The organism is Rhodococcus sp. ENV425, assembly GCF_002887785.1.
In the GTDB taxonomy this organism is placed as follows: domain Bacteria; phylum Actinomycetota; class Actinomycetes; order Mycobacteriales; family Mycobacteriaceae; genus Rhodococcus; species Rhodococcus aetherivorans.
Genome location: NZ_PCZU01000222.1, coordinates 20185 through 27782, shown reverse-complemented (window position 1 = coordinate 27782; position 7598 = coordinate 20185). Strand labels below are relative to the sequence as shown.

General features: G+C 71.2%; 10 protein-coding genes and 1 pseudogene. 7 read left to right on the top strand and 4 right to left on the bottom strand.

Features of this window, described 5'->3' with window-relative positions; translation table 11 throughout:
• Positions 1-1117, top strand: a 1117-nt coding sequence (locus CQZ88_RS19555; protein WP_258008686.1) for an acyl-CoA desaturase, incomplete at its 5' end; no start/stop codon positions are given.
• Positions 1118-1196: 79 nt separating this feature from the next.
• Here the strand turns inward: CQZ88_RS19555 and rsgA are convergent.
• Both rsgA and aroA read right to left on the bottom strand, forming a co-directional pair.
• On the bottom strand, positions 1197-2216 hold the full coding sequence (rsgA, locus tag CQZ88_RS19550) for a ribosome small subunit-dependent GTPase A (protein ID WP_006942701.1): 1020 nt from the start codon (positions 2214-2216) through the stop codon (positions 1197-1199).
• The gene (gene aroA, locus CQZ88_RS19545) at positions 2183-3469 is read right to left on the bottom strand and encodes a 3-phosphoshikimate 1-carboxyvinyltransferase (protein WP_037200999.1); all 1287 of its coding nucleotides are present in this window, start codon (positions 3467-3469) and stop codon (positions 2183-2185) included. Before aroA ends, rsgA begins: the two co-directional genes overlap by 34 nt.
• Before the next feature lie 74 nt (positions 3470-3543).
• On the opposite strand from aroA, the pseudogene CQZ88_RS32445 reads away from it, so the two are divergent.
• Together CQZ88_RS32445 and CQZ88_RS31410 are read left to right on the top strand one after the other, a co-directional pair.
• Positions 3544-3651 (top strand): annotated as a pseudogene (locus CQZ88_RS32445) (SOS response-associated peptidase); the annotation flags it as partial.
• Positions 3652-3776: 125 nt separating this feature from the next.
• On the top strand, positions 3777-3971 hold the full coding sequence (locus CQZ88_RS31410; protein ID WP_029544598.1) for a hypothetical protein: 195 nt from the start codon (positions 3777-3779) through the stop codon (positions 3969-3971).
• A 14-nt stretch (positions 3972-3985) separates the two neighbouring features.
• On the opposite strand, the gene ybaK is transcribed toward CQZ88_RS31410, so the two are convergent.
• On the bottom strand, positions 3986-4483 hold the full coding sequence (gene ybaK, locus CQZ88_RS19535; protein WP_006942704.1) for a Cys-tRNA(Pro) deacylase: 498 nt from the start codon (positions 4481-4483) through the stop codon (positions 3986-3988).
• Between the two features lie 162 nt (positions 4484-4645).
• Between ybaK and CQZ88_RS19530 the strand changes: the two genes are divergently transcribed.
• Complete coding sequence (locus tag CQZ88_RS19530) at positions 4646-5275, top strand: sigma-70 family RNA polymerase sigma factor (RefSeq protein WP_037200997.1); 630 nt, start codon at positions 4646-4648, stop codon at positions 5273-5275.
• Positions 5272-5556 carry a mycothiol system anti-sigma-R factor gene (rsrA, locus tag CQZ88_RS19525; RefSeq protein ID WP_006942706.1) on the top strand — a complete coding sequence of 95 codons (285 nt, stop codon included), beginning with the start codon at positions 5272-5274 and terminating at the stop codon, positions 5554-5556. Before CQZ88_RS19530 ends, rsrA begins: the two co-directional genes overlap by 4 nt.
• 64 nt (positions 5557-5620) lie before the next feature.
• Here the strand turns inward: rsrA and CQZ88_RS32440 are convergent, their stop codons facing one another.
• Positions 5621-5695, bottom strand: a complete 75-nt coding sequence (locus CQZ88_RS32440; RefSeq protein WP_022597109.1) for a 50S ribosomal protein bL37 — start codon at positions 5693-5695, stop codon at positions 5621-5623.
• A 96-nt stretch (positions 5696-5791) separates the two neighbouring features.
• Here CQZ88_RS32440 and CQZ88_RS19515 point away from each other — a divergent pair, with 96 nt between their 5' ends.
• Positions 5792-6007, top strand: coding sequence for a biotin/lipoyl-binding carrier protein (locus CQZ88_RS19515; protein ID WP_003939128.1), 216 nt, complete (start codon positions 5792-5794; stop codon positions 6005-6007).
• A gap of 17 nt (positions 6008-6024) precedes the next feature.
• Positions 6025-7503 carry a sensor histidine kinase gene (locus CQZ88_RS19510; RefSeq protein WP_029544595.1) on the top strand — a complete coding sequence of 493 codons (1479 nt, stop codon included), beginning with the start codon at positions 6025-6027 and terminating at the stop codon, positions 7501-7503.
• The last annotated feature ends 95 nt before the right edge of the window (positions 7504-7598 follow it).

Sequence of the window (7598 nt, the reverse complement as noted above, 5' to 3'; positions counted from 1 at the left end):
CCGCTACATCCGCAACACGATCCGGCTGCAGCGCGGCCTGGAACTCGGCGGGCGCGCGGCGCTGTTCGGCAGCCGCCGGCGTCCGCTGTGGCTGCTCGGTGCGGGCCTGCTCGGCGTCTCGAAGATCATCGAGAACATGGAGCTCGGGCACAACGTGATGCACGGGCAGTGGGACTGGATGAACGATCCCGAGGTCCACTCCGCCAGCTGGGAGTGGGACAACGCCGACCCGTCCGCGCACTGGAAGCAGACCCACAACTACCTGCACCACAAGTACACCAACATCCTCGGCATGGACGACGACGTGGGATACGGCCTGCTGCGGGTCACGCGGGACCAGCGCTGGTCGCCGTTCAACTACGGCAACATCGTCTACAACGCGCTGCTCGCCCTGCTGTTCCAGTACGGCGTCGCGGTCCAGCATCTCGAGCTCGGCAAGGTGGCCAAGGGCCGCGACGACCGCGCCGAGACCAAGCGCAAGCTGCGCGAGGTCGGGGACAAGATCGGTCGCCAGATCGTCAAGGACTACGTGGTCTACCCGGCGCTGACGGGCAAGGCCTGGAAGTCCACGCTGACCGCGAACATGACGGCGAACGTCATCCGGAACCTGTGGACCAACGCGGTCATCTTCTGCGGGCACTTCCCCGACGGCGCCGAGAAGTTCACCAAGGCCGACGTCGACAACGAGTCGCAGGCGCAGTGGTACCTGCGGCAGATGCTCGGCAGCGCCAACATCTCCGGCGGCCCCGTCATGGACTTCATGACCGGCAACCTGAGCTACCAGATCGAGCACCACCTGTTCCCGGACCTGCCGTCCAACCGGTACGCCGAGATCGCGGTGAAGGTCCGGCAGCTGTGCGACAAGTACGACCTGCCGTACACCACCGGCCCGCTCGCGGTGCAGTACTTCAAGTCGTGGCGCACCATCGCCAAGCTGTCGCTGCCGAACAAGTACCTCGCCGACACCCCGGACGCCGCACCCGAAACCGCGTCCGAACGCGGCTTCGGCGGCACCGCCGTGGTGGACCCCGCGACCGGCCGGCGACGCGGTCTGGCGACCGCGATCCGCGAGAACCGCCGGGTCCGCGGTGTGCGCCGCCTCCTGGGCATGCGCTGATCCCGAGCCCGCATCGAGCGCCCGGCGTCCCCGTGACGCCGGGCGCTCGGCGTCGCGGGCCCGTATCACCGGCTCTCGGTCACCAGGTCTCGTTCGCGGCGATCGCGGTCAACAGAGCCCGCACCGCCATCGCGCGGCGCCGGGACTTGCCCTCGAGTTCGTCGAGCGCGCACTCGGGATCCGCAGGCGGGCCCAGGTGGGTGCAGCCGCGGGGGCAGGCCTCCACCGCCTCGGCAAGATCCGAGAAGGCGGCGATCACGTTGTCGGCGCCGATGTGCGCGAGTCCGAACGACCTGATACCGGGCGTGTCGATCACCCAACCACCGCCCGGCAGCGGCAACGCCACCGACTGCGTGGAGGTGTGCCGGCCCTTCCCGACGCCCGAGACCGCCCCGATGGCCCGGTCGGCATCCGGGACGAGTCTGTTGACCAGGGTCGACTTCCCGACGCCGGAGTGGCCGATCAGGGCCGTCACCTTGCCGGTGAGCATCTCCCGGAGTTCCGTCAGGTCCCGATCCTGTCCGGCCAGCATCACGCGGACGTCCAGGTCGGCGAACTGCGCGGTGAACTCGGCCGGATCGGCGAGATCGCTCTTGGTCAGGCACAGCACCGGGTCGAGACCGCCCGCGTACGCGGCGACCATGGACCGTTCGACCAGCCCGGTCCGCGGCGGCGGATCGGCCAGCGCGACGACGATCAGCAGTTGCTCCGCGTTGGCCACGACGATCCGCTCGAACGGGTCGGTGTCGTCGGCGGTGCGGCGCAGCACCGTGGTGCGCTCCTCTACCCGCACGATCCGCGCCAGGGTGTCGGGCCGTCCCGACAGGTCCCCGACCACGGCGACCCGGTCGCCGACCACGACGGGGGTGCGGCCGAGCTCACGGGCCCGCATCGCCACCACCGGCCGTGCCGGATCGCCGCCCAGCACGCAGCCCCACCGACCGCGGTCGACCGAGACCACCATCGCCTCGGCGGCGTCGAGATGAGCCGGCCGGTCCTTCGTGCGCGGACGCGAGCCCTTGCCCGGACGGATCCGGACATCGGACTCGTCGTAGGTGCGCCGGCTCAGGAGCGTGCTCCCGTCAGCATCCCGGCCCACAGCTCGGGGAAGTTCGGCAGGGTCTTGGCGGTCGTGCCGATGTCCTCGACCTCGACGCCGTCGACCACGAGGCCCACGATCGCGCCCGCCGTGGCCATCCGGTGATCCGCGTACGAATGCCAGCGCCCGCCGTGCAGCGGCGCGGGCACGATGTGCAGGCCGTCGGCGGTCTCGGTCGCGGCGCCGCCGAGCTTGCCGAGCTCCGTGGCCAGGGCGGCCAGGCGGTCCGTCTCGTGCCCGCGCAGGTGCGCGATGCCCCGCAGCGTGGACGGGGTCGTCGCCAGCGCCGCGAGCGCTGCGACGGTGGGGGCGAGCTCACCCACGTCGTGCAGGTCGATGTCGAGGCCGCGCAGGCGCTCCGGGCCGCGCACGGTGAGCGTGCCGCCGGACAGGGCGACGTCGGCGCCCATCTGCTGGAGGATGCCGCGGATCGCGTCGCCGGCCTGGGTGGTGCGCTGCGGCCACCGCGGCACCGACACCGTGCCGCCCGTGACGGCCGCGGCCGCCAGGAACGGGGTCGCATTGGACAGATCCGGCTCGACCACGCGGTCCACCGCGCGGATCGGGCCCGGCGCGACCCGCCAGGTGTCGGGCACGGTGGTGTCCACCGTCACCGCGGACTCGCGCAGCATGTCGACGGTCATGTCGATGTGCGGCATGGACGGCACGGCCGCCCCGGCGTGCCGGACCGTGACGCCCTCATCGAACGCCGCGGCGGACAGCAGCAGCCCCGAGACGAACTGCGACGAGCCGGACGCGTCGATGGTGACGACACCGCCGCGCAGGCGGCCGCGCCCGTGCACGGTGAAGGGCAGGGTGTCGCCGTCGACGTCGGCGCCGAGCGAGCGCAGGGCCTCGAGGACCGTGCCCATCGGCCGCGTGCGCGCCTGCTCGTCGCCGTCGAAGAAGACGTCGCCGTCGGCCAGTGCCGCGACGGGCGGCACGAATCGCATCACCGTGCCGGCCAGGCCGCAGTCCACCCGGGCGCCGTGCAGCCGGCCGGGGGTGACGTGCAGGGTGGTGCCGTCGTCGCGTTCGTCGATCGTCGCGCCGAGTCCGCGCAGGGCGCCGATCATCAGGTCGGTGTCGCGGCTGCGCAGCGCGCCGGTCACGGTCGACGGGCCGTCCGCGAGGGCGGCGAGGATCAGGGCGCGGTTGGTGATCGACTTGGACCCGGGCAGCGTGACGGAACTGTCGACGGGTGACTCGGCTCGGGGCGCACTCCACGGATTCACCCGTCCATCTTCGCCCATCCGCGCGCGAGGGCCACACCTGCCACACTTCGAAGCCGTGTGCGGCCGGCATGCGGTGACGGCGGATCCGGCGGATGCGCTGGGGGACCGTCCCGTCGTTCGCCGCCGAGATCGACCGGAGCGCAACGCTTTTCAACGCCCGCTCCGAATCGGCCGAGCTCGAGCCCGCTTTCGCGCGGCCGGTGCGGCACCGGCGGTGCCTGGTGCCGACGGACGGCTGGTACGAGTGGCAGCACGACCCGTCGTCGGCCGACGGCAGGGCCGGCCCTGCCGGCAAGGCTGGCAGGGCCGGGCGGATCCGTACTGCATGTCCCCGCGGGACGGCTCGCGCCTCTGCACGGCCGGGCTGTGGTCGCAGTGGTCCGATCCGAAGTCGAGCCGCGAGGCGGTGGCCTCGATCACGATCCGGCGTGTGTCGGCCGTGGTCGGCAGCGTCCGCAACCACGGTCTCGGACTGCTCGCCCCGGCCTCGCCCGCCGCCGAGCAGCTCACCCTGCTCTGACGCCCGGCGCCGAATCAGGCCCCGGTGGTGATCGGCGCCACCACCGCGCCCGCGAGCCGCACCAGGTCCGCCGGCGCGAGTTCGATCTCGAGGCCGCGGCGTCCCGCGCTGCACAGGACCCGATCCCACTGTTGCGCGGAGGCGTCGACGGCGGTGCGCAGCCGGCTGCGCTGGCCCAGCGGTGAAATCCCCCCGAGGACGTAGCCGGTGGCGCGCTCGGCGTCGCTGCGCTCGGCCATGACCGCCTTACCGCCACCGAGGACGGCCGCCGCCGCCTTGAGCGAGAGGGTCGCCGGGACCGGGATCACGGCCACCGCGAGCTTGCCGTCGGAGAGCTTGATCACCAGGGTCTTGAAGATCTGCGCGGGGACCACCCCGAGCCGCTGCCCGAGCATCTCGACGGCCTCGGAGCCGAAGGAGCCGGCCCGCGGGTCGTGCGGGTACTCGTGGACGCGGTGGGTGACGTTCTCGCGCAGCAGCAGCTTCGTCGCGGGAGTGGAGGTCGAGGCCATGCGCGCCAATGTAGGGAACAAGGGCCGGACCTGTCGTGTTGATTCCGGGTGGCCGCCCCGATCGGGCGCGGCCGGTGACCGAGAGCGAGGGAGTACCGCGTGCCTGTGCTGTGCCCGCCCCGACCGGTAGCCTTCACGGATACGGCAAGTGAAGGGATCGGTGTGGTCGAGGAGTCTGGTGCGGAACTGGCCGAACGGTTCGAGCGGGATGCACTGCCCCTGCTCGATCAGCTCTACGGCGCGGCCCTGCGGATGACCCGCAACCCTGCGGACGCGGAGGATCTGGTTCAGGAGACGTATATCAAGGCGTTCTCCGCCTTCTCCTCGTTCAAGGAGGGCACCAACCTCAAGGCGTGGTTGTACCGCATCCTGACGAACACCTACATCAACTCCTACCGCAAGAAGCAGCGCCAGCCCGCGCAGTACCCGACGGAGGAGATCACCGACTGGCAGCTCGCGGCGACCGCCGAGCACAGCTCCACCGGTCTGCGGTCGGCCGAGGTCGAGGCGCTCGACGCGCTTCCCGACGACGACGTCAAGGCTGCGCTGCAGGAGCTGCCCGAGGAGTTCCGGATGGCGGTGTACTACGCCGACGTCGAGGGCTTCCCGTACAAGGAGATCGCGGAGATCATGGGGACCCCCATCGGCACGGTGATGTCGCGGCTGCACCGCGGCCGCAAGCAGCTGCGCGGCCTGCTGGCCGATGTCGCGCGGGAGCGGGGATTCAACCGGAGCGGAGCCGTCGATGCGGCCGTCGGAGACGGTGCGGACAAGAAGGAGGTCTCGAGGTGAGCGAGTCGGCCGACTTCGATCAGCTCGACTGTTCCGCGGTGATCGCGGACGTCTACCTGCTGCTCGACAGCGAGTGCGACGATCGGTCGCGTGAGCGCCTGCAGCGCCATCTCGACGACTGCGGGTCCTGCCTCGAGGCGTACGGGCTCGAGTCCCAGCTCAAGTCCCTGCTGAGCCGCAAATGTGGCGGCGAGCACGCTCCGGAGGGCCTCCGGGAGCGGCTGCTGATAGAGATCCGGCGGACCGTCGTCGTGACGACCCGCACCGACGTCCGGGATTGAGCCACCAACGAGTGAGGGGGCCGGAAGCAGCTGCTTCCGGCCCCCTCACTCGTGTGCGCGCGCCTCAGGCGTTGGGACGCTTGCCGTGGTTGGCGGCGTTGCCCTTGCGGCTGCGCTTCTTGCGGCCTCGCTTACCCATGGTCCGATCTCCTTTCTGGTTCATTACAGTGTTTCACGTGTGGTCCGGTGGCCCTGAAAGCAGGGCCACCGTCTTCTTCGTGGAATGAGGTGCCCGATGGCCGAGGACGTGCGCGCCGAGATGGTCTCCACCGTGTTCGAGGTGGTCGTGCAGGAGGGGGACGTCGTCGCCGAAGGCGACACACTGGTGATCCTGGAGTCCATGAAGATGGAGATCCCGGTGCTCGCCGAGACGTCGGGCACCGTGACATCGCTGGACGTGGTCGTCGGCGACGTCGTCCAGCAGGGCGATCTCATCGCGGTCATCTCCTGAGTCCGCACGTGCCACCCGTGTCCACCCTCAGTGCCCTCCTCGCCGAGCACACCGACCTGCCGGGCAGTGCGGTCGATCACCTCCAGCGGGTCGTCGGCGAATGGCAGTTGCTCGCGGACCTGTCCTTCGCGGACGTCCTGTTGTGGGTGAGCGCGGAGCCGGGTGGGGTGGTGTGCGTGGCGCAGTGCCGGCCCACCACCGCCTCGACCGTGCTGCCCGAGGACATGGTGGGTTCGGTGGTCTCCGAACGGGAGCACCCACACGTGCTGCGGGCCCTCGAGACCGGAGTGGTCGTCTCCGCGGACTCACGGCCCAGCCACGTCGCGCCCCTGCGCCGTCAGGCCGTGCCGGTCCGCTGGGACGGGCAGGTCATCGCGGTCCTGAGCCGCGACGCGGCGACCGTGGCGCGGCGCACCAAGAGCGCCCTCGAGACCGCCTACCTCGAATGCGCCGACGCCTTGTTCACGATGATCTGCGAAGGCACCTTCCCGAATCCGGAATCCCGATCCGACACCAAGTCCAGTCCGCGGGCCGGGGACGGCTTCATCCGCCTCGACCGGTCCGGCCGGGTGGTGTACGCGAGCCCGAACGCCCTGTCCGCCTACCACCGGATGGGCCTGAACTCCGACCTGCTCGGCCAGAACCTGATCGAGACGACGCGCGCGCTGGTGACCGATCCGTTCGAGAGCGAGGACGTCGAGACCTATCTGCGCGGAGCGGTGCACGGCAAGCTGGGACGGCCCATGGAGATCGAGGCCCGCGGCGCCACCGTGCTGCTGCGCGCGCTGGTGCTCGCGCCCGGCGGCCGGCTCGAGGGCGCTGCGGTGGTCATCCGCGACGTCACCGAGGTCAAGCGGCGCGACCGGGCGTTGCTGAGCAAGGACGCCACCATCCGGGAGATCCACCACCGGGTGAAGAACAACCTGCAGACGGTCGCGGCCCTGCTGCGGCTGCAGGCACGGCGCACCGGCAACACCGAGGCCCGGCAGGCCCTCGCCGAGGCGGTACGCCGGGTGACGTCGATCGCGCTCGTGCACGAAGCGCTGTCGATGTCGGTGGACGAGGAGGTCGATCTCGACGACGTCGTCGACCGGCTGATCCCCATCGTCGTCGACGTCGCGGCCGTGGGCAGCCAGGTCCGGGTGCGCCGGGAGGGCAGCCTCGGGGTCTTCCCCGCCGAGCGGGCGACACCGCTGGTGATGGTGCTCACCGAACTCGTGCAGAACTCCGTGGAACACGCCTTCGACCCGGGTGCCTCCGGCACCGTGACGCTGCGCGCCGAGCGGTCGGCCCGCTGGCTCGACGTGGTGGTCCACGACGAGGGCAAGGGTCTGCCGGAGGGGTTCGACCTCGGCAGCTCGGACCGCCTGGGCCTGCAGATCGTGCGCACGCTCGTCGCCGCGGAACTCGGCGGGACGTTGCGGCTCGAACGGGCTGCGCCGACCGGCACCGACGCGCGGCTGCGGGTCCCGCTGGGCCGGGTGACACTCGGCTGAGACGGTCTCGCCGTGTCCCTGCTGGGACGGTGTCGCCGTGTCCCTGCCGGGACGGTGTTGCCGTGTCCCTGCCGGGACGGGGGATCGACCTCCGG